Raw genomic sequence first — 19,109 nt, 5'->3', positions numbered from 1 at the left:
CCGGGGCCCAAGGAGAAAGACCTTCATGTTCAAGCGCTCTCCCCTGCGCGGAATCGGCCGTCTGGTGGCCGTACCGCTCGCCGTCGTCCTCGGTACGACCCTGCTCGCCGCCTGCGGTGACGACTCCTCCGGCAAGAAGGCCGACGCCGAGCCGGCCGCCGCCTCCGCCGCCGCCGGTTTCCCGCGCACCGTGAAGACCGCGATGGGCGACGTGAAGATCCCCGCCCAGCCGAAGCGGGTCGTCGTCCTCGACACCGGCGAGCTGGACGACGTCACCCTGCTCGGCATCGACCCGGTGGGCGCGGTCGCCCCGCACTTCAAGACCGGGGGCGGCTTCCCGACGTACCTGAAGGGCGAGTTGAGCGGGACGGAGGACGTCGGCCCGCTCCTGGAGCCCAACCTGGAGAAGATCGCCTCGCTGAAGCCCGACCTGATCCTGTCCTCCAAGGTCCGGCACGAGAAGGTCTACGACAAGCTCAGCGCCATCGCGCCGACCGTCTTCACCGAGACCACCGGCGGTGTCTGGAAGGACAACCTGAAGGTCCACGCCGAGGCGCTGGGCCTGGAGAAGGAGGCCGCGGCCAAGGTCACGGCGTACGAGACGCAGGCCAAGGCGCTCGGTGCGGCCATCAAGGCGAAGGACGGCAACGCCATGCCGACCGCGTCCGTGGTCCGCTTCATCGCCGGTCCGACGCGGCTGTACCAGACCAACTCCTACAGCGGTGTCGTCCTGAACGACATCGGCCTGAAGCGTCCCGCCACACAGGTCTCCACCGACCCCACGGTCACCATGAAGGACGTCAGCCCCGAGCAGATCGACCAGGCCGACGCCGACCTGATCTTCGTGACCTCCGCCGACGCCGAGGACAAGACCCAGAAGAAGCAGGTCGTCTCCAACCCGGTGTGGAAGGACCTGCCGGCGGTGAAGAACGGCAAGGTCTTCGAGGTGCCGGACGAGACGTGGATGTCCGGCATCGGCGTCCAGGCCGCCGGGGAGATGCTCAAGGACGTGGCGAAGGCCGCGGGCGTGCCGCTCCCGGCGAAGTAACGGCCGCCGTCTTCCAGGGCGGATCGTTTCCGCGGATGAACGGATCCGCGGCGGTCCGCCCCCGCCCCCCACCCGCTAGCGGAAGTTGTCGCACAGTCATGCGCCTGTACCTGCTCGCCCTCAACCCGACCGACTCCGTCACCGAGGGTTTCCTGCCCGCCGCCGCCCGCCTGGGCCTGGACGTGACCGTCCTCACCGACCAGCCCGAGGCGCACCGCCGCACCTACCCGGACATCGATGTCCTGGAGTGCGACGTACGCGACTTCCGCGCCGTCGTCTCGCGGATCTCCGCGCATCACCGCCCGGACGGCGTCTTCACCAACAGCGACCACCTCCAGACCCAGGCCGCGCTGGCCGCCGGCTACTTCGACCTGCCCGGCAAGGACTGGCGGGCCGCCCTGCGCTGCAAGGACAAGGCCGAGACGCGCCGCCGCCTCGCCGTCACCGGCGTGGACACGGTGTGGTCGGCCGAGATCACCGAGTCGGTGGCCCCGCAGAACGCCCCCTACCCCTGCGTCGTCAAGCCGCGCGAGGGTGTGGCCAGCGAGGACGTCGTCCTCGTGGACGGGCCGGAGGATCTGGTGACGCGGTCCAAGGAGATATTCGAGCGGCGGCCGGGCGTCGCCCTGGTCGTCGAGGAGTACCTCCCCGGCGAGCTGTACACCCTGGAGACCCTCGGTGACGGCGAAACCCGGCACGTCCTGGGCGGCTTCCACACCGAACTGTCGCCGCCCCCGTACTTCATCGAGGAGCGCCTCACCTTCGTCCCGGCGCATCCGGAGCCGGTCGCCGACCAGGTGCTGGCCCAACTGGACGCACTGGGCGTCGGGTTCGGGGCCTGCCACACCGAGTTCGTGGTGCACGAGGGCCGGGCCCGGATCATCGAGGTCAACTACCGGGCCATCGGCGACCAGTGCGACCTGCTGCTCGCCCGGCTGCTGGACATCCCGCTCTTCGAGCACATCCTCCGCGTCCACCTGGGCGAGACCCTCCCCGCGGACCTCGGCGCCCGCCGCGACGGCGCCGCCCGCCTGGACTACCCCTGCGCGGACCGGGCCGGCACGCTCACCGCCGCTCCCGACGCCGCCGAACTCACCGTCGAGGGCGTCCACTTGACGTATCGTCCGCTGCGCCCGACCGGCGAGCGGCACGAGCTGTACCAGACCAACCGCGACTACCTCGGCGTCCTGCGCGCCGTCGGCACCGACCAGGCCACGGTCGACCGCGTCGCGACGGACTTCCTGGCGGACCGGCGCTGGGAGATCAAGCCGTGACGGCCCCGGCCCCCGCACCCGCCTCCGCCCCGGCCCTCGACTGCGAGGCGGAGCTGCTCACCCGGGTCCTGAGCGCCCTGCTGCGCGAGGACGTCGTCGGCCTGCGCACCCGCGGCACGCTCGTCCACCGCCCGGACGGCGCGTGGCTGCGGCTGCCCGTGCCGGACGACGCCGGCGCCCTGCTGCTCCCGGTCGCCGAGGACGGCTTCCAGTGCGTGTACGAGGCGCGGCTGCCGCTCCTGGTCCGCGAGTCCGACGGCACCCCGCTGACCTCGTACGTCGCCGTGCTCGCCGCGTTGCGGGCGCTGGCCGAGCCGGCGGACCGGGGCGGCTTCGACGCGTTCGCCGAGGAGTGCCGTCAGACGCTGGAGACGCTGCGCCTGCACGCGGCGACCCGGGCCGACGTCCTCGGCGGGCTCGCCGCGCGGTACGGCGCCGACCCTGCGCACTGGACCGGGCTCACCGGCGGTGTCGCCCTCGACACGCTGGCCGCCCGTCTCGACCACCCCGTCTATCCGACGGCACGCGGTCGCTCGGGGCTCACGGAAGAGCAACTGCGGTCCTACGCACCGGAGTTCCACCCTCGTTTCGCGCTGCGCTGGCTGGCCGTGCCGCGGGAGGCCGTCACGGGCCGGTTCCCGGACTCCTGGCCCACGCCCGAGGCGCTCGGTCTGCCGGAGCTGCAAGGCACCCATCTCGCCCTGCCCGTGCACCCCCTGACGGTCGGCGCGCCGCTCGACGAGGCCCTGCGGGCGGCCGGTCTGGAGGGCCGGGCCGTCCTCGCCGAGCGGGCTCATCTGGACGTCGTCCCCACCCTGTCGATGCGCACCGTCGCGGTGGCCGACGATCCCTCCCTGCACCTCAAACTGCCCCTGGCCACCGCCACGTTGGGCCTGCGCAACAAGCGGTCCATCAAGCCGGGCACCCTGGTGGACGGGGCGGCGGGCCAGCGGCTGCTGGAGGCGGTGATCGACCGGGAGCCCCGGTTCCGGGACACGATCCTGCACGCCGACGAGACGACGTACGCGCACGCCGGGCACGAACTCCTCGCGGTGCTCTGCCGCCGTTACCCGGCCGGCCTGGACGACAACGCTGTCGTCCCGCTGGCCGCGCTGCTCGCCGAGGCGCCCGGCGGCGGGCTGGTGATCGACCACCTCGCCGACCGCTTCCACGACGGCGACCCGCTCGCCCTGCTGGACGCCTGTCTGACGCTGCTCTTCGACTGGCAGACCACCCTGTTCGGCTACGGGGTCGCGCTGGAGTCGCACCAGCAGAACGTGTCGCTGATCCTCGGGTCCGGCGGTCCGCGCCTGCTGCTCAAGGACAACGACGGCCCGCGCATCGACGCCGGCCGGCTGGAGTCCGTCCTGCCCGGGCACCCCTGGGGCTTCGACGACCCCCGGACCTTCACCGCCGGCCTCGGCCCGGTCGCCGACGTGTTCACCACCATCACCCTCCATCTGTGCGCGGCGGCCCCCGCGTTCGCTCTCGCGCGCCACGGCCGCGCCCCGCTGCCCGCGCTGCTGGCCATGGTCCGCGACCGGCTCGCGGAAGCCGTCGGACTGCTGGGCGGCGAGCCGGGCGAGGTGCTGCGGGAGCGGGTGCTGGACGCGCCACGGCTGCCGGTGAAGGCGATGGTCACGGCCGGGACCCTGCTGACCAAGGAGCGCTCGGGCGCCGCCGACGTCAACAAGCACTACACCACCGGCCCCAACTACCTGCTGGACGACGGGGGTTCACGGTGAGCGCCGGGACGCTGCGAAAGCCGGAGCAGGAGACGGAGCAGGGGTTCGGGCGGCCGCAGGTGTTCGCGGTGGCCGGCTGCTACTTCGTGGCCTCGTTCGCGGCGCTGGGCCTGCCGCCGTATCTCACCCAGATCCTCCCGGAGTTGGGCGACCGCGGTGCCCGCTGGGCGGGGGTGCTGTACATCGTGCCGACCGTGTTCGGTGCGCTCGGCGCCCCGCTGTGGGGACGGCTCGCCGACCGCTACGGACGCAAACGGCTGCTGCTGCGCGCGCAGTTGGGGCTCGCGGTGTCGTTTCTGCTGGCGGGCTGGGCGGACTCGTTGCTCACGTTCACGCTGGCGCTGACGCTCCAGGGGATCCTGGGCGGCACGTTCGCCGCGTCCAACGGCTATCTCGGCTCGGCCCTGCGGGGGCCGGCCCTCTCCCGGGCGCTCACCCTGATGCAGGGCAGCGCCCGGGCGGCGCTGGTCGCCGCGCCTATCCTGGTCGGCTCGCTGTCCGGCTGGCTGTCGCCGCACCGCCAGTACGCCCTGCTCGCCGTCCTGCCGCTCACGGCCGCGCTGCTGCTGGCGGCCCTGCCCGAGCCGGCACCGGCCCGCGCGGCACGGCACCGGACCGAGCAGTCGGCCCCGGAGGCCCCGCCCACGGTCTCCCTGCGGGCCCTGTACGTCCTGGAGTTCGCCTTCGTGTTCTCCACCGTCATCTCCTTCCCCTACCTGATCGCCCTCGTCGACGACCGGCTGCCGGGAACCTCTCCGACCCTGTCCGGCGTACTGTTCGCGCTGCCGCACCTGGTGTACCTGGTGTCGGCGCTGGCCGTGCACTCCGCGTTCCGGGACCGGCCCCGGGCCGGGGTCGTGCTCGGGTTCACCTGTGTTGCCCTCGGCCTCGCCGGACACGGCGTCGCCGCCTCGCTGCCCGCGCTGATCGCCGTACGGCTACTGCTCGGCGCGGGGCTCACGCTGGGCCTGGTGTCCCTGTCGGTGCTGGCCGCCGACTGCGCCCGGGGCCGGGCGCCCGGCGGACTGTTCGGCTCGATCGAGTTCTTCTCCAAGGCCGGCGCGGTCGCCGCCGGCGTGGCCGCGGCCGCGGGCAGCGCCCGCTTCGGACCCGCCGCACCCGTGCTGACCGGCGGCGCCGCCGCCGCCGTCACCGCCCTCGCGACCCTCCTCACCGCACCGACCCTGCGCACCCGCTGGAGCCGTTGATGCCCTCCCTGACCGACTCCCCCGGCAGCACCGCCGCCCCCGCCGGCCTGCCCTCCGCCGACGAGGCGGTGGCGCACACCCTCCTCAACTGCCTCCTGCGCGAGGTGTCCGGCCCCGAGCACCAGACGGTCGTCGACGACGGGAGCCTCCTGCTGCGGCTGCCCCGCCGAGGGGTCCTGCTGCGCGTCGCGCTGCGCCGCACGTCACTGCTCGGCGCGCACCGCTTCACCGGGGCGGTCGCCGAGCAGGGCGACGAGGGCGGCTGGTCGGAGGTGGACTGGCGGCGCCTGGCCGCGTACGTGCACGACGAACTGTCGCTGCGCACGGGGGTGCGCAACGAGGAGTTCCTGGAGCAGATCGCCTCCAGCCACGAGGCGGTGACCACCACGCTGGCCGCCGCGTCCCGCGAGGGTCACGCGCCCGAGGGCCGCCTGTCCGCCTACCTGGAATCCGAGCAGTCCCTGCTCTTCGGGCACCGCTTCCACCCCACCCCCAAGGCCCGCACCGGTAATCCGCGCGCCTGGTCGGCGTACGCGCCGGAGGTGGGCGCCGCCTTCCCTCTGCGGTACCTGGCCGTGCGCGCGGACCTCGTCGCCGAGGAGAGCGCGCAGCCCTGGGCGACGGCCGCGCTCGACGACCTCGGCCCGGACGTCCCGGACGGCTACCGGCTCCTGCCCGCACACCCCTGGCAGTACGAGACACTGCGCGAACACCCCTTGCTGCGGGCCGCGTTGGAGAGCGGTGGCGTCCTCGACCTGGGTCCGGGCGGCCGCCCGTTCACGGCCACCGCCTCCGTACGGACGCTGTACGACGGCGAGACGTTCCTCAAGTTCAGCCTGAACGTGCGGATCACCAACTGCCTGCGCAAGAACAGCACTTACGAGCTGTCCGGCGCGGTCGCGCTCACCCGCGCACTGGCCCCCGCCCTCGCCGACCTCGCCGAGCGCTTCCCGGGCAGCGCGGTGCTGCGCGAGCCCGCCTACCGCAGCCTCGCCCTGCCCGGCGCGGACGGCGCACCGGACCGCGACCTGCTGGAGGGCTTCGGCGTCATCGTCCGCGAGGGACTGCCCCGCAGGCTCGCCTCCGGCACCACTCCCCTGCTGGCCGCCGCCGTCGCCGACGAGTACCCGACCGGCGCCGCCCAGGTCTCCCGCCTGCTGCCCGACACCAGCCAGGACACGGCGCTCGCCTGGTGGTCGGCGTATCTCGACCTGCTCGTCCCGCCGGTCCTGGCCGCCTACTTCGACCACGGCCTGGTCCTGGAGCCGCACCTGCAGAACGTGCTGGTCTGCGTGGACGGCGACGGCATGCCCGCCCAGGTCCTCTTCCGCGACCTGGAGGGCACCAAGCTGCTCCCCGAGCACCACCGGGACACCCTCGCCGCGCTGCCGCGCGAGGTCGCGGAGCCGATGACCTACGACGCGCAGCGCGGCTGGGACCGGGTGGTGTACTGCCTGCTGGTCAACCACGTGGCCGAGCTGCTCGCGGCCCTCGCCGACCTGCACCCGCGCATCGAGGCCGAGTTGTGGGCGCGCGTCCGGGCCGTCCTCCAGGGCCACGCGGACCGGTACGGCTGCCCGCCCCGGCTGGCCGCGCTGCTCGCCGGGGTGCCGCTGCCCGCGAAGGCCAACCTGCTGACCCGCTGGGAGCGCAAGGCCGACCGCGAGGCGGGCTACGTACGGCTGCCGTCCCCGCTCGCCGAGGACGTCCTGCGCGACACGACAAGGAGCACCACCCGATGACCCCGGCGGTACACGACCTCGCCCTCTCCCTGCCCGTCTCCGAACTCCCCTCGTACGTCTACGACTTGGCGGCGCTGCGGGCTCACGCAGGCACCGTCCGGGCCGCGTTGCCCGAGCGGGTCGAGCTGTACTACGCGGCCAAGGCCAACCCCGAACCGGAGATCCTGGCCGCGCTTCGTCCGTACGTCGACGGCTACGAGGTCTCCTCGGGCGGTGAACTCGCCCATGTCGCCGAGGCGGTGCCGGGCAGGCCGCTCGCCTTCGGCGGTCCCGGCAAGACCCCGCAGGAGATCACGGATGCCCTCGAAGCGGGCGTCGAGCGCTTCCACGTGGAGAGCGAGTCGGAGCTGCGCGTGCTGGCCGCACTGGCGCGCGAGCACGCCTCCGGGCGGCGCGTCGCGGTGCTGCCGCGCGTCAACCTGCCGGTGGCGGGCGGGTCGTTGGCGGGCAGCTCGCTCGCGATGGGCGGCCGTCCGACGCCCTTCGGCATGGACCCCGACCGCGCCGCCGCGATGATCCGCGCGCTGGCCGACGGGGCGTACCCGCAGCTCGAACTGCGCGGTGTGCACGCCCACTTGGCGAGCGGGCTGGAAGCCGCGGAGCAACTCGCGGTGGCCGAGGCGATCGTGGGCTGGGCCACCGGACTCGGGGTGCCGCTCGCGGAGGTGAACGTGGGCGGCGGCATGACCGTCGACTACGCCGCGCCGGACCGCCGCTTCGACTGGACGGCGTACGGGGTGGGCCTCGCACGGCTCGCCGAGGCCCACCCGGGGCTCACGCTGCGCATCGAGCCGGGGCGGGCCCTGACCGTGTACTGCGGCTGGTACGTCACCGAGGTGCTGGACGTGAAGGAGAGCCACGGAGAGGAGTTCGCGGTCGTCCGGGGCGGTACGCACCACCTGCGGACCCCGGCGACGAAGGGGCACGACCAGCCGTGCGCCGTACTGCCGGTGGAGCACTGGCCGCACCCGTGGCCACGGCCCGCCGCGCGCGGGGCGGAGGTCACGCTCGCCGGGCAACTGTGCACGCCCAAGGACACGCTCGCCCGGCGGGTCCCGGCGCCGGGGCTGCGGGCGGGTGACCGGGTGGCGTTCTCGCTGGCGGGGGCGTACGCGTGGAACATCTCCCACCACGACTTCCTGATGCACCCGCGACCCGGCTTCCACTTCCTGGACGCGGCCCCTGCCGGCAGCGAGGGCTGAACGCGTGTGGGGGCCGTCCGGACTCCGGACGGCCCCCACGACGGGAGAAACGGGCGAGGTGCGACGCTCAGCCCTGGATCGCGGGCAGCAGCCCGGTGACGGGGGCGGCGAGGTCGGTGACCTGGTGCAGCTCGTTCAGCTTGTCGAGCTGGCTCACCTTGTTGAGCTCGCCCAGTTGCCGGGAGACCGGCGGGAGGTCGGCCCGGTGCTCCGCCGGAATCTGGTTCTCGGCGAGCGAGTCCAGCGCGGTCATCGGGTTGATCCGGCCGGCGGCCGGGGCTTCGGCCGCGCTCGCCATCGGTGCCGCGAGGCCCGTGACCCCGGCGGCGAGAGCGGCGATGGCGGCGATGCGTCGAGTGGAGATCATGCCCTCAGCAACGCCACGGACGGCCTCCCGGACACGGGTAGGGCGGCGGCGTTCATCCGACAGGCGGAGCGGGCACGCTGCGCTTGCCGAGCCCGGCGTGGCGGAGGAGTCTCGAAGGTGAGGGCCCGGCGGCCCGACCTTCCCTCGGCCGCGGCCCTCGGAGGAGGTCACCATGGGCACCGCGGCAGGCTCCGCATTCGACACCGAGACCCTGCGCAGAGGCGTAGAAGGAAACACCGCGACGGCACTGCTGTCGCTCTACGCCGACGACGCGGAACTGCGCGTCATCGACCACAACACCCAGCCCAGCCAACCCAAGGTCCTGCACGGCCGGGACGAGATCGGCCGGATGCTGGAGGACGTCTACAGCCGGGACATGACCCACAAGCTGGAGGAATGCATCGTCCAGGGCGATCGCGCCGCCTACAGCGAGTCCTGCCGGTACACGGACGGCGTGCGCGTACTCGCCGAGTCGATGATCACCCTGCGGGACGGCAAGATCGTCGATCAGACCCTGATCCAGGCATGGGACGAGTAGGGAGGCAGACCGCCGGGGTCCGGGTCACCTCCCGGCTGACCTGGACCTTCTCGGTGCGGGCGGGACGGTCGCGGCCGGCCCCCTCCCGGCTGCCCTCGCCGGCTTTCACGGCAGGCAGACGCGTGTCCGCCGCTCTGCTCCGGGCCGCGCTGCGCGCGGCACGCGCTCGCCGTCGGTGCGCGCACTGAAGTGGCCGCTTTCGTACGGTCGTTCACCCACGGACAGGCTCCGCGCCGCCATACTGTCCGTCGTGCGAGTGGCGATCATGACGGCGGGATCCCGGGGCGACGTCGCCCCCTTCACAGGACTGGGCGCCGCTCTCGTGCGCGCGGGACACGAGGTCACCCTGGTGACGCATGCGCGGTTCGCGCCGCTGGTGGCGGGCTCCGGGGTGGGCTTCCACGCGTTGCCGCTCGATCCGCGGGCCGAGCTGGAGTCCGAGCGGGGACAGGGGCTGCACCGCAGCACCACCGGGCCGGGCAAGCTGCTGAGGGTGGCACGGATGGCGCGGGCGCTGGTCGGTCGGATGACCGACGACCTCCTGACCGCCGCCCAGGCGAGCGACGTCCTGCTGCTGTCCGCCTCGGTGGCGCCGCTGGGGCACGCCATCGCCGAGGGCCTGTCCCTGCCGAGCCTCGGCCTCTATCTCCAACCAGTCGCCCCCACAAGGGAGTTCGCGCCGCCGTTGCTGGGCGGCGGTTCGTGGGGAGCGGTCGGCAACCGGCTCGCCGGACACGGTGTCGGGGTGGCCTTCGAGCAGATCTTCGCCCCCGTCCTGCCGACCGTACGGGCCCGGCTGGGGCTGCCCGCCGTACGCCGTCCCGCCGCCGGGCTACGGGCGCGGGAACGGCGCGGCTGGCCGGTCCTGCACGGCTTCAGCCCGCTGGTGGTGCCCAGGCCCCGGGACTGGCGCGCGGAGCTGGACGTCACCGGGTACTGGTGGCCGTACGACCGCGAGACCCGACTCCCGGCAGCGGTACGGGAGTTCCTCGACGCCGGGGCGCCGCCGGTCTTCGTCGGGCTGGGCAGCGCGACGGTGCCCGACCCGCGGCGGCTCAGCGCCGACATCGTGCGGGCCCTGCGGCGGGCGGGGCTGCGCGGGGTGATCCAGCGCGGCTGGGCGGGCCTCGCGGCCGACGGTGACGACATGCTGACCGTCGACGACGTACCGCACTCGCTGCTCTTCCCGGAGACGGCGGCGGTGGTCCACCACTGCGGCGCGGGCACCACGGCGGCCGGTGTCCGGGCCGGCGTGCCCGCCGTGCCGGTCCCGATCCAGTTCGACGAGGGGTTCTGGGCCGACCGCCTGGTCGACCTCGGCGTGGCCCCGAGATCGCTCCCGCTGCGCCACCTCACCGCCGACACCCTGACCGCCGCGCTCGTCCAGGCCACCCGCGAGCCCGAACACCGCGAGCGGGCACGGGAGTTGGGTGCCGGTGTGCGCCGGGAGAACGGGGTGGAGCAGGTGGTGGAGGCGGTGGCACGACTGTCGTCCGACCGGCCCGACGGGAGTGTGCACGGCAGGCCTTAGGCGGCCTCGGGCAGCCACCCCTGTGGGCGGAGTATCCCCAGCAACTGGCGGACCAGTTCGTCGACCACCTCGTCGAGGGTCGCGTCCACCCATCCGGCGCTCCAGTCGTGGAGGAGGCCGTTGACGCTGCCGATGAAGGCCGCCGCCGCGAGGCGGTAGTCGCGGGGGGCCGCCTCGCCCCGGGCGGCGGCCGACGTCGCCTCGGCGCAGATGAGGTCGACCCAGTGGGCGCGGCGGGCCAGGCGCTGTTCCTCCAGCCGGGGGCTGACGCCGACGATCTCGACGAAGGTGATCCGGATGCGGCACGGATCGGCCGTGACGTCGCCGGCGTAGGCGCGGAAGATCGCGGTGACGCGCTCGGCGAGCGGCAGGTTCCACGCGACGGCGACGGCGACGGCGGCCTCGACCGCCTCCTCGGCCCGGTCGTTGACCTGGAGGTGCAGCGCCGCCAGGACGTCCTCGAGGGTGCGGAACTCCTCGTAGAACTGGCGGGTCGACAGTCCGGCCGCCTCGCTGAGCGACGCGACCGTGGTGCCGCGGTAGCCGGGCGTGCCCCCGAACAGCCGCAGCGCCGCGTCGAGAAACCTCCCGCGCCGCTCGGCCTTCCGCTGCTCGGCGGTCTTGCCGCCGTACCGGCCGGTCGGCGCCCTTAACCTGCCCGCCACTGACCCTCCCTCGTCGCACTGTGCTCCCCCGCCGCCGATTTTGTCGTGTACGGGCTCTTGTGGCGAAGGGCTCCCCTTCCTTACTTTCCAGTAAGTCATTCTGAACGCAACGGTGTTCAGATTCGAGCGGGCCGCTCCGACCTGTCCCGCACGTCCGTCGCCCCAGAGGAGAGACCAGTCATGCCCGCCTTCAGATCCAGGCACCTTTGCTCCATGGCCGCCGCCCTCGTCCTGACCGTCACCGCTTCCGTGACCGCCGCCTCCGCCTCCGTGTCGGATGCCTCGAACGCCGCCGCCCTGCGCGAGGTGCTCTTCGTCGGCAACAACTGGGAGGGCACCGCGGACGTCATCAGGTCCAGCGGTGACTTCGCCAAGGTCGGCCGGATCAACGTGATCCCCGACAAGGACGCCCGGATGGCGGAGATCAACGCCAACCCGATCAAGTGGATCTACTTCCAGGCCATCCGCAACGGTGTCGGCGAAGGCCACGACCAGTTCGTCGACGACATGTACACCACGCCGGACGGTGCCTCGGTGGTCGTCTCCCGGCCCAGCTTCGCCGACGTCGTCTCGATCAACCTGGCCACCGGGAACATCAACTGGCGTTTCCCGGTGTCCGGTTACCGCTCCGACCACATGGCCGTCTCGCCCGACGGCACCCGGGTCGCGGTCTCCGCGTCGATCTCGAACACGGTGCACGTCCTGGACATCGGCACCGGCAGGCAGTTGGGCTCGTTCAAGACCGGCGACAAGCCGCACGAGAACATCTTCACCAAGGACGGCAAGTACATCTACAACATGTCGATCGGCGACGTGAACACCTCACAGGACGCCCCGTGGCAGGACTTCACGAAGGGCGACCGGCGCATCACCGTCGTCGACGCGACCACGTACCAGCAGGTCAAGGTCATCGACATGCGGCAGCGGCTGGACGCGATCGGCCTCACGGACTACTCGGACGCGGTGCGCCCGGCGGTCTTCTCACCGGACGAGTCCAAGCTGTACTTCCAGGTCTCGTTCTTCAACGGCTTCTTCGAGTACGACCTCGCCACGGACCGCATCACCCGGACGAAGACCCTGCCGAAGAACCCGGCGACCAGTGACGACCGCACCACGTACGTCAACGACTCGCGCCACCACGGCATTTCGATGAGCCCCGACGGCAGCAAGCTGTGCGTCGCGGGCACGATGGACGACTACGCGACGGTCGTCGACCGTGCCACCCTCCAGGAAGGCCCGCTGGTCACCGCCTCCAAGCCCTACTGGGCCACGGTCAGCGGCGACGGCAAGGCCTGCGTCATCTCCGAGAGCGGCGCCGACCAGGTCACGGCGATCGACTTCGCCACCGGGCGGAAGGTCGTGTCGGTGCCGGTGGGCGACCACCCGCAGCGGGTCCGGCTGGGCCGCGTCGCCGCCGACTGGACGGGCACGGGCACGGGCAGCTGACGCTCCCTCAACGAGCCGGTGACTCAGCCGCCTTGAGCACGACACCCGCTCCGTCCTCCGCCGCCGTGTACCGTGCGGCGGCCTGGGCGGAGCGGGTGTCGTGCGCACGGTCACTCCGGCGAAGGCCGCTGCCTGTCTCACGGAGGACGTCGTCCACCTCCCCTTCCGTCGAGGTCGAGCCTCGGCCCTGACGCAAGGGGAGGGTCAGGCGGCGGGCGTCACCCCATCTTCTGGGCCACCCAGGCCGAGAGTTCCGTGCGGGCCGCGGTCAGCAGTGCCGTGGTGGGGGCCAAGGCTCCGTTGGTGACCAGGGCGTAGTGCAGGGTGCCCGAGTCGGTGGTGCTGAGCAGGAGGCGTCGGCTGCCTGTGCCGCCCGGTTCGGTGGCGGCGGCGATCTTCGTGGTGGTCGTGTACGCGGGCGGGCCGTACACCGTGCCGAGGTCGGAGACGACCGTGGTGGTGGCGGTCGGGAAGGAGGCGGGCAGGTGCAGTTCGGTGGGTGCCGTGCCGCCGTTCGAGCGCCACACCAGCAGCGAGTACTGGCCGGAGCCGACGAGCTGGGCCGTGTTGGGCAGGGAGCTGGGGACCGGGTTCCAGGTAAGGGTGGTGGAGCCGTCGCGGGAGCGGTCCTCGTAGGTGAAGGCGACGGTCGTGCCGGAGGTGGCGCTCGGGTAGATCCGGTCGAGCAGACGGGAGGTCTGACGGAGTGTCACCGTGCCGCTGTCGTCGAGGCGTACGGCGGAGAGGTCCTCGTCGTTCCAGGCGTCGGCGGTGGTGATCACCTTGTCGGGGTTGCCGTTCATCAGCTCGTGGTGACGGCCGTTGTAGATGTCCCACTGCCACTGCGAACCGGACAGGACCGGACCGGAGGCGGCGGGGGTGTTCCACCAACTGACGCCCTTCACGCGGGAGTCGAGGGCCTGGTACATCCCCTTCAGGACGGTCGGCGCCTTGTCGGAGACCATGCCGGACAGCGGGTGACCGAACTCGCTGACGATCGCCGCCGTCCCGGTCGCCGCCGCGCGGTCACGGACCGTGCCGAAGTCGCTGACGTACTGGCCGTTCTCGGCCTTGCCCCACATGAGGACCCCGGAGATGGCCTTCTGGTCGTAGAAGTGGGTGTTGAAGACGTAGCGGGAGCCGAGCGCGCCGACGTCGAGGAGGCCGCCCTCCTGCTTGGAGACGGTGCCGTTCCAAAACATGTTCGGCTCGACGAAGGCGGGCTTGTCCTGCCAGCCGGCCGCGTCCATCCGGGCCCGGAACTTCACGTAGAAGGGCCACAGCAGGTCGCGTTCCCAGGTGCGGCTGGTCTCACCGGAGGTGTAGGTGCCGGCGTACGGCTCGTTGTAGGGGTCGAAGCCGACGACGCCCGCGAACTCCTCGTCGGTCAGGTGCTGTTTGACGTAGGCCATCGTCTGCTGGGCGGTGGCGAGGAAGTTGTCCTGGATGCCGTGGGCGTTGTGCCAGAAGTCGTACTGGCCGGCCTTGACGGCGTTGTTCTGGGTGATGTTCTGGCCCCAGAGGAAGCAGATGCCGCAGGACTCGCTGGGGTAACCGCCCAGGTCCACCGCCCACTTGGGGGCGCCGTCGCCGGTGTACCAGCTTCCCGTGTTGAACAGGTGGCGGGAGTAGAGGTCCTGGTGGAAGTCGGGGTAGACCCGGATCCCGGCGTCGAGGAAGGCGCGGATCTGGTCGGTGACGGCGGCCAGGTAGGTGGTGTCGACCTGGCCGCGCACCGGTTCGGCGTAGGCCCAGGAGAGCAGGAAGCGGACGGAGTTGCCGCCGCCGAGGGCGCGCAGGGCCGCCGCCGACTTCTTGGCGTCGGCGACCGAGGCGAAGGGCAGGCCCTTATTCTCGGCCAGTTTGGTCTCACCGGAGACGTTGTAGCCGCGCAGCACGACCTCGCGGCCGTTGCCGTCGACGAAACGGCCGCGCGACACCGTGAGCGGCGTGCCGTCGAAGGAGAGGGAACCGGGGAGCGTGGGGGCTGCGGTGGCGGTCGGGGAGCCCGCCACCGTCAGGAAGCCACAGAGGCCGCAAAGGGCCACCAGGACAGCGAGCAGACGTGCCCGAATCTTCGTCATGTGCACTACAGTCCGATGCTTTCCGGACACCGTCAATACCTTCTGACCCACGAGTAAGTTCGTTATCTGCCGGACCAGTTGGCCACCAGTCCCGTCCCGCTGAACAGGCACTCCTCGCGGTTCGGTGCGCAGGGTGCTCGACAGCGGGTCTTCGGGGGCGGGCCGGGCGGTAACGGATTAGCGTTCGAACATGCGCGAGATTCTGCCGGTGCTGGACAGGTGGTACGCGGCCGGTGTGCCGTTCGGGCTGGCCACCGTGGTCGCCGTCAGCCGCAGTGCGCCGCGTGACCCGGGTGCGGCGATGGCGGTGGGCCCCGGCGACGAGGTCGTGGGCAGTGTGTCCGGGGGGTGTGTGGAGGGCGCGGTGTTCGAGCTGGCCCGGGAGGTCATGGCCGACAAGGCGGCCCGGATCGCGACCTTCGGGTACAGCGCCGAGGACGCCTTCGCCGTCGGCCTGACCTGCGGCGGCGAGATCACGGTGCTCGTGCGCCCGGTCACGCCCGGCCTCGACCCGTCGTTCGGGGCGGTCGCCCGGTCGGTCGCCGCGGGCGAGCCGGTGACGGTGGCCACGGTCACCGACGGCCCGGCGCCGCGCGGGGCGGCCCTCGCGGTCTGGCCGGACCGGACCTCGGGCACGCTGGGCACGGCCGGTCTGGACGCGGCGGTCACCGCCGACGCGCGCGGTGAGCTCGCCCTCGGCGTCACGGGCGTACGGCACTACGGGCCGCGCGGGCAGCGGCGCGAGGACGCCGTCCCGGTGTTCCTGCACTCCTTCGCGCCGCCGCCGCGCATGCTGGTGTTCGGCGCGATCGACTACGCGGCCGCCGTGGCCCGGATCGGCGACTTCCTCGGCTACCGGGTCACGGTGTGCGACGCCCGCCCGCTCTTCGCCACGGCGAAGCGGTTCCCGCCGGGCGTGGAGGTGGTCGTGGACTGGCCGCACCGGTACCTGCGCGGCACGGACAGCGACGGGCGCACCGTGATCTGCGTGCTGACCCACGACCCGAAGTTCGACGTGCCGCTGCTGGAGGTGGCGCTGCGCCGGCCGGCCGCCTACATCGGGGCGATGGGCAGCCGCCGTACCCATGACGAACGCCGTGCACGGCTGGTCGAGGCCGGGCTCACCGACCGTGAGCTGGCCCGGCTGCGCTCACCGGTCGGGCTGGACCTGGGGGCCCGTACGCCCGAGGAGGTGGCCGTGTCGGTGGCCGCCGAGATCGTCGCGCTGCGGTGGGGCGGCAGCGGCGCTCCGCTGACGGCGACGGCGGGGGCGATCCACCAGCGACAGCGGGAGTCCACCGCGTGAGGAGGTGTGGGACACGCCCAGAGGGGTAGGCGCCCATAACGGACAGGCATGCATGTCCTCCCCTTCGTCTCACGAAGGAAGGAGGCCCGTTGAGGCAAAGCACACTCGCAAGTTCCGGGCCGCGTCCGACCGTGTCGGCCGGAAGCGGCCCGGTTCTCTGCCCTCCTCCTCACGGCCCCCTCCACGCGCTCCTCACGCGCCGCCGTGTCAGCGGGGCGGCAGCCGGTGCAGGACGACGTCCGTGAGGCGGCCGTCGGACGCGGTGGCGGTCAGGTAGGTGCAGTGCGGCTGGCGGCGCCGGTCGGTCGGGGAGCCCGGGTTGAGCAGGCGTGGGCCGCCGGGGGCCGTGGTGTCCCAGGGGATGTGGCTGTGGCCGAAGACCAGGACGTCCAGGTCGGGGAAACGGGCGGCGCAGCGGGCCTCGCGGCCCTGGGCGGGGCCCGTCTCGTGGACGACACCGAACCGCAGTCCGCCCAGGTCGGCGTACGCCACCTCGGGCAGGCGGGCGCGCAGTCCGGGCCCGTCGTTGTTGCCGTACACGCCGACGAGCCGGCGGCTGCGGCTCTCCAGCAGGTCGAGGGTGGCCGCGTCGACCCAGTCCCCGGCGTGGATGACCACGTCCGCGTGCGGCAGCTCGTCGAGCAGCGGGGCGGGGAGCGCCCTGGCACGCTTGGGGAGGTGGGTGTCGGACATCAGCAGGAGGCGCACGACGTCATCGTACGAAATCACCGACTCGGGCGAACCGGGACAGGTGGGGCGTCGACGGCGGGGTTAGCATCGGCCCACACGTGCCGGTCGCCGCGCGCACGGCCGGCGGTCCAGCAAGATCCAGCGCGATCCCGCGAGATCCAGCAAGGGGGCCAGGAGCCCGATGCCGGTCAAGGTCAGCGTCATCGTCCCCGTCCACAACCCCGGTCCCTTCATCGAGGACTGCGTCGCCTCGCTGCTGCGGCAGTCGATGCCGCCGGACGCGTACGAGGTGATCTTCGTCGACGACGGCTCCACCGACGCCACCCCGGCCCGCCTGGACGCGCTCGCCGCCGAGGACCCCCGGGTCCGTGTCATCCACCAGGAGAACTCCGGCTGGGCGGGCAAGCCCCGCAACGTCGGCATCGACGCCTCCCGCGGTGAGTACGTCATGTTCGTCGACGACGACGACCACCTCGGCGACGAAGCGCTGGAGCGGATGTACGCCTACGGGATCGCGAACGACGCGGACGTCGTCGTGGGCAAGATGGCCGGCAAGGGGCGCGCGGTGCCGGTGGAGCTGTTTCGCGCGAACCGCCCGCGCGCCGGCGTCGCGAACGCGCCCCTCATCGACAGCCTCACCCCGCACAAGATGGTCCGCCGGGCGTTCCTGGACCGCATCGGCCTGCGCTTCCCCGAGGGGCGGCGCCGGCTGGAGGACCACGTCTTCGTCACCGAGGCCTATCTGCGGGCCGGCAATGTCTCGGTGCTCTCCGACTACGTCTGCTACTACCACGTCCGGCGGGACGACGCCTCGAACATCAGCTTCCGGCGGTTCGAGCCCGCGGGTTACTTCAAGAACCTCCGGGAGGCCCTCGACGTCGTCGAGCGGTACACCGGGCCGGGGCCGCTGCGCGACGGGCTGTTCCGGCGCTGGCTGCGCGTGGAGATGGTCGAGCGGCTGCGCGGCCGGCGCTTCCTCGACCTGCCCGAGGACTACCGCAGGGAGCTCTTCGAGGAGATCCACGGGGTCGTCGTCGAGCGGTTCGGGCCGGGGGTGGCGGCTCCGTTGCAGCCCTCCCAGCGGGTCGTCGCCGCGCTGGTCGCCGACGGGCGTTACGACGACGTCGTCGCGTTCGCCGAGTGGGAGGCGGGCGTCGGGCTCGCCGTCGACCCGGAGGGCGTCGTATGGCAGGACGGCGTGCTGCGGATCGCCTTCGCCGCCGAACTCACGCACGACGGCGGGCCGATGACGTTCCCGTCCGCCGGGGGCTCCCCGCGGTGGCCGCCGCAGGACATGGCCGAGGCGGTGCGCTGGCTGGGCGCGGACACCGTGGACCGGTTCGACCGGACCGTGCCCGACCTGCTGCTGCGGGAGCGGACCAGCTCCGCGCAGTACTTCCAGCCGGCGGAGGTGGTCCGGGAGACCGTGCCGGCCGGCGACGGCAGCCGGGTACGGCTCGTGCTGCGGGCGACGGCCACCGTGGATCCCGCCACCGCGGTGAGCGGCGGCCCGCCGGGCGAGGGCCTGTGGGACGTGTGGGTCCGGGTGGGCCTGGGCGGCTGGACGAAGGAACTGCGGCTGGGCCCGGCGCCCCGCCACCACGGCCGCCCCGCCCCGCCCGCCGGGGTCGTCGCCGGCCGGGTGGTACTGCCGTACTGGACCGACCGGCACGCGAGTCTCGCGCTGGACGTCGGCCACGCGAGCAAGCGGCTCGGCCTGGGCCGGGTGTCGGCCGGGGACGTCACCGTCGCCGAGGACCGCCTCCGCGTGGTCCTGCCCCTCTACGTGCCCGAGGCCACCGCCGTGCTGCTGCGGCTGACCGGGGACAGGTCCGGCGACCTGCGCGAGGTCTTCGGGACGCTGTCGCCGGGCGGGCGGCTGGAGGCCGCCCTGCCGGACACCGAACCGGCGGGCCGGACCTGGCTGACGACGGTGTGCCTCACCCCGGACACGGACGGGGCGCGCTTCCACCCGCTGCCCTTCGCCCTGCACATCGCGCCGGACGGCGTCCTCGTGGTGCCGGCGCCCCAGCCCGGCGGCGCCCGGCACCTGGCCCACGGGCTGCGCCGCGCCATGTACCGGGCGCTCGGACGGGTCACGGCCCGCGGGAAGTGACGGCGACGCGCAGGCGTCACTCGGGGATGGAAGAGGGGATGAAGAGGGGGTGGATGGAGATCACATGGAGATCATGTAGGGGCCGTGCAGGCCGGTGCTCGAAAGGGGCCGAACATGTCTTTACGCGTGCGTTCCGCACAGTGATCT

15 protein-coding genes are annotated in these 19,109 nt (G+C 72.8%); 11 read left to right on the top strand and 4 right to left on the bottom strand.

The genetic code is table 11. The features are described 5' to 3' along the window. The first annotated feature begins 25 nt into the window (after positions 1 to 25). The 6 genes from OG352_RS37785 to OG352_RS37760 all read left to right on the top strand — a co-directional run bounded on the left by OG352_RS37785 (position 26) and on the right by OG352_RS37760 (position 8,219). On the top strand, positions 26 to 1,048 hold the full coding sequence (locus OG352_RS37785; protein ID WP_329223160.1) for an ABC transporter substrate-binding protein: 1,023 nt from the start codon (positions 26 to 28) through the stop codon (positions 1,046 to 1,048). Between the two features lie 98 nt (positions 1,049 to 1,146). Then, the gene (locus tag OG352_RS37780; RefSeq protein ID WP_329223159.1) at positions 1,147 to 2,322 is read left to right on the top strand and encodes an ATP-grasp domain-containing protein; all 1,176 of its coding nucleotides are present in this window, start codon (positions 1,147 to 1,149) and stop codon (positions 2,320 to 2,322) included. After that, complete coding sequence (locus OG352_RS37775) at positions 2,319 to 4,067, top strand: IucA/IucC family siderophore biosynthesis protein (protein ID WP_329223158.1); 1,749 nt, start codon at positions 2,319 to 2,321, stop codon at positions 4,065 to 4,067. The genes OG352_RS37780 and OG352_RS37775 overlap by 4 nt, the downstream gene beginning before the upstream one ends. Continuing rightward, positions 4,064 to 5,275 carry an MFS transporter gene (locus OG352_RS37770; protein WP_329223157.1) on the top strand — a complete coding sequence of 404 codons (1,212 nt, stop codon included), beginning with the start codon at positions 4,064 to 4,066 and terminating at the stop codon, positions 5,273 to 5,275. The genes OG352_RS37775 and OG352_RS37770 overlap by 4 nt, the downstream gene beginning before the upstream one ends. Continuing rightward, the gene (locus tag OG352_RS37765) at positions 5,275 to 7,017 is read left to right on the top strand and encodes an IucA/IucC family protein (RefSeq protein WP_329223156.1); all 1,743 of its coding nucleotides are present in this window, start codon (positions 5,275 to 5,277) and stop codon (positions 7,015 to 7,017) included. Before OG352_RS37770 ends, OG352_RS37765 begins: the two co-directional genes overlap by 1 nt. Then, a complete protein-coding gene (locus tag OG352_RS37760; protein ID WP_329223154.1) occupies positions 7,014 to 8,219 on the top strand; it encodes a type III PLP-dependent enzyme in 1,206 nt (401 codons plus the stop codon). The genes OG352_RS37765 and OG352_RS37760 overlap by 4 nt, the downstream gene beginning before the upstream one ends. 67 nt (positions 8,220 to 8,286) lie before the next feature. Here OG352_RS37760 and OG352_RS37755 read toward each other — a convergent pair whose 3' ends face one another. After that, positions 8,287 to 8,586: a hypothetical protein gene (locus OG352_RS37755; protein WP_329223152.1), complete on the bottom strand. Its 300-nt coding sequence runs from the start codon at positions 8,584 to 8,586 to the stop codon at positions 8,287 to 8,289. Between the two features lie 172 nt (positions 8,587 to 8,758). Between OG352_RS37755 and OG352_RS37750 the strand changes: the two genes are divergently transcribed. Continuing rightward, positions 8,759 to 9,124: a nuclear transport factor 2 family protein gene (locus OG352_RS37750; protein WP_329223150.1), complete on the top strand. Its 366-nt coding sequence runs from the start codon at positions 8,759 to 8,761 to the stop codon at positions 9,122 to 9,124. Between the two features lie 265 nt (positions 9,125 to 9,389). Further along, the gene (locus tag OG352_RS37745) at positions 9,390 to 10,655 is read left to right on the top strand and encodes a glycosyltransferase (RefSeq protein ID WP_329224126.1); all 1,266 of its coding nucleotides are present in this window, start codon (positions 9,390 to 9,392) and stop codon (positions 10,653 to 10,655) included. On the opposite strand, the gene OG352_RS37740 is transcribed toward OG352_RS37745, so the two are convergent. Next, on the bottom strand, positions 10,652 to 11,320 hold the full coding sequence (locus OG352_RS37740; RefSeq protein ID WP_329223148.1) for a TetR/AcrR family transcriptional regulator: 669 nt from the start codon (positions 11,318 to 11,320) through the stop codon (positions 10,652 to 10,654). The two genes, OG352_RS37745 and OG352_RS37740, sit on opposite strands and share 4 nt — an antisense overlap. Positions 11,321 to 11,500: 180 nt before the next feature. On the opposite strand from OG352_RS37740, the gene OG352_RS37735 reads away from it, so the two are divergent. Beyond that, the gene (locus OG352_RS37735; protein ID WP_329223147.1) at positions 11,501 to 12,766 is read left to right on the top strand and encodes a YncE family protein; all 1,266 of its coding nucleotides are present in this window, start codon (positions 11,501 to 11,503) and stop codon (positions 12,764 to 12,766) included. Positions 12,767 to 12,984: 218 nt separating this feature from the next. On the opposite strand, the gene OG352_RS37730 is transcribed toward OG352_RS37735, so the two are convergent. Then, positions 12,985 to 14,850, bottom strand: a complete 1,866-nt coding sequence (locus OG352_RS37730) for a cellulase family glycosylhydrolase (protein WP_329223145.1) — start codon at positions 14,848 to 14,850, stop codon at positions 12,985 to 12,987. A 190-nt stretch (positions 14,851 to 15,040) separates the two neighbouring features. Here OG352_RS37730 and OG352_RS37725 point away from each other — a divergent pair, with 190 nt between their 5' ends. Beyond that, positions 15,041 to 16,156 (top strand): XdhC/CoxI family protein, encoded by a 1,116-nt coding sequence (locus OG352_RS37725; RefSeq protein WP_329223143.1) that lies wholly within the window; start codon positions 15,041 to 15,043, stop codon positions 16,154 to 16,156. A gap of 207 nt (positions 16,157 to 16,363) precedes the next feature. Here OG352_RS37725 and OG352_RS37720 read toward each other — a convergent pair whose 3' ends face one another. Further along, on the bottom strand, positions 16,364 to 16,864 hold the full coding sequence (locus OG352_RS37720; RefSeq protein WP_329223142.1) for a metallophosphoesterase family protein: 501 nt from the start codon (positions 16,862 to 16,864) through the stop codon (positions 16,364 to 16,366). A 163-nt stretch (positions 16,865 to 17,027) separates the two neighbouring features. Between OG352_RS37720 and OG352_RS37715 the strand changes: the two genes are divergently transcribed. Continuing rightward, on the top strand, positions 17,028 to 18,962 hold the full coding sequence (locus OG352_RS37715; protein WP_329223140.1) for a glycosyltransferase family 2 protein: 1,935 nt from the start codon (positions 17,028 to 17,030) through the stop codon (positions 18,960 to 18,962). The last annotated feature ends 147 nt before the right edge of the window (positions 18,963 to 19,109 follow it).

Source organism: Streptomyces sp. NBC_01485, from assembly GCF_036227125.1.
Lineage (GTDB): Bacteria > Actinomycetota > Actinomycetes > Streptomycetales > Streptomycetaceae > Streptomyces.
This window is presented reverse-complemented; position numbering and strand designations above follow the sequence as displayed.

Coding starts and splice junctions, on each gene's coding strand:
- OG352_RS37745 (WP_329224126.1), top strand. CDS start 9,390: ATGACGGCGGGATCCCGGGGCGACGTCGCCCCCTTCACAGGACTGGGC.
- OG352_RS37735 (WP_329223147.1), top strand. CDS start 11,501: ATGCCCGCCTTCAGATCCAGGCACCTTTGCTCCATGGCCGCCGCCCTC.
- OG352_RS37785 (WP_329223160.1), top strand. CDS start 26: ATGTTCAAGCGCTCTCCCCTGCGCGGAATCGGCCGTCTGGTGGCCGTA.
- OG352_RS37725 (WP_329223143.1), top strand. CDS start 15,041: ATGCGCGAGATTCTGCCGGTGCTGGACAGGTGGTACGCGGCCGGTGTG.
- OG352_RS37715 (WP_329223140.1), top strand. CDS start 17,028: ATGCCGGTCAAGGTCAGCGTCATCGTCCCCGTCCACAACCCCGGTCCC.
- OG352_RS37760 (WP_329223154.1), top strand. CDS start 7,014: ATGACCCCGGCGGTACACGACCTCGCCCTCTCCCTGCCCGTCTCCGAA.
- OG352_RS37765 (WP_329223156.1), top strand. CDS start 5,275: ATGCCCTCCCTGACCGACTCCCCCGGCAGCACCGCCGCCCCCGCCGGC.
- OG352_RS37750 (WP_329223150.1), top strand. CDS start 8,759: ATGGGCACCGCGGCAGGCTCCGCATTCGACACCGAGACCCTGCGCAGA.
- OG352_RS37755 (WP_329223152.1), bottom strand. CDS start 8,586: ATGATCTCCACTCGACGCATCGCCGCCATCGCCGCTCTCGCCGCCGGG.
- OG352_RS37730 (WP_329223145.1), bottom strand. CDS start 14,850: ATGACGAAGATTCGGGCACGTCTGCTCGCTGTCCTGGTGGCCCTTTGC.
- OG352_RS37780 (WP_329223159.1), top strand. CDS start 1,147: ATGCGCCTGTACCTGCTCGCCCTCAACCCGACCGACTCCGTCACCGAG.